Here is a 543-nt window from a genome sequence, read left to right as displayed (position 1 = left end):
TGAGTGATTTAAAACCTTATCTACATTTACGGCATCTGAGTTTAAATAAAACGCTAATGCGGATTCTGGGGCGGTGCCACCACGAATCTTACGGTTTACTAAGCGTTCTTGCAGAAACTCAGGCTGTGTATCGACGAAGACGGTAAAATCTGCCAAACGATGCAGTTCATTCCACACCGGTTCATTAAGCAGTAACCAATTCCCCTCAACGACAACCACATTGCGATTCACTAAAATGGCGTCGTCGACTGGATCATGCAAATTGCGGTCGTAGTAAGGCCATTTCGGATCTTTCACTTTGAGCTGTTTGAGCTTGTCGATAAGCTCCGTCAGATTAAATGTTTGATAGGCCCCCTTAATACTGCGCAGAGACACGAGCTCGCCATCTCGTTCAATCGTATTGTTGTCGAGGATCTCATTTGGATAATGGAAACCATCAAACGGCAGCACTTGTAAAGGCTCTTGGCTTTCATCTTGTTCCGACAAGTATTCCCAGAACGCAGCGAGTGTCGACTTGCCACTGCCCGGAGGAGCGCACAAGAA

1 protein-coding gene is annotated in these 543 nt (G+C 46.4%); it reads right to left on the bottom strand.

Annotated features, from left to right (window positions below):
- A partial coding sequence (locus R7F64_RS24265) for a nucleoside/nucleotide kinase family protein (protein WP_318072203.1) occupies positions 1-543 on the bottom strand: 543 nt, incomplete at both ends.

This window comes from Vibrio sp. Vb1980 (assembly GCF_033338615.1).
Classification (GTDB): Bacteria; Pseudomonadota; Gammaproteobacteria; order Enterobacterales; family Vibrionaceae; genus Vibrio; species Vibrio alginolyticus.
This window is presented reverse-complemented; position numbering and strand designations above follow the sequence as displayed.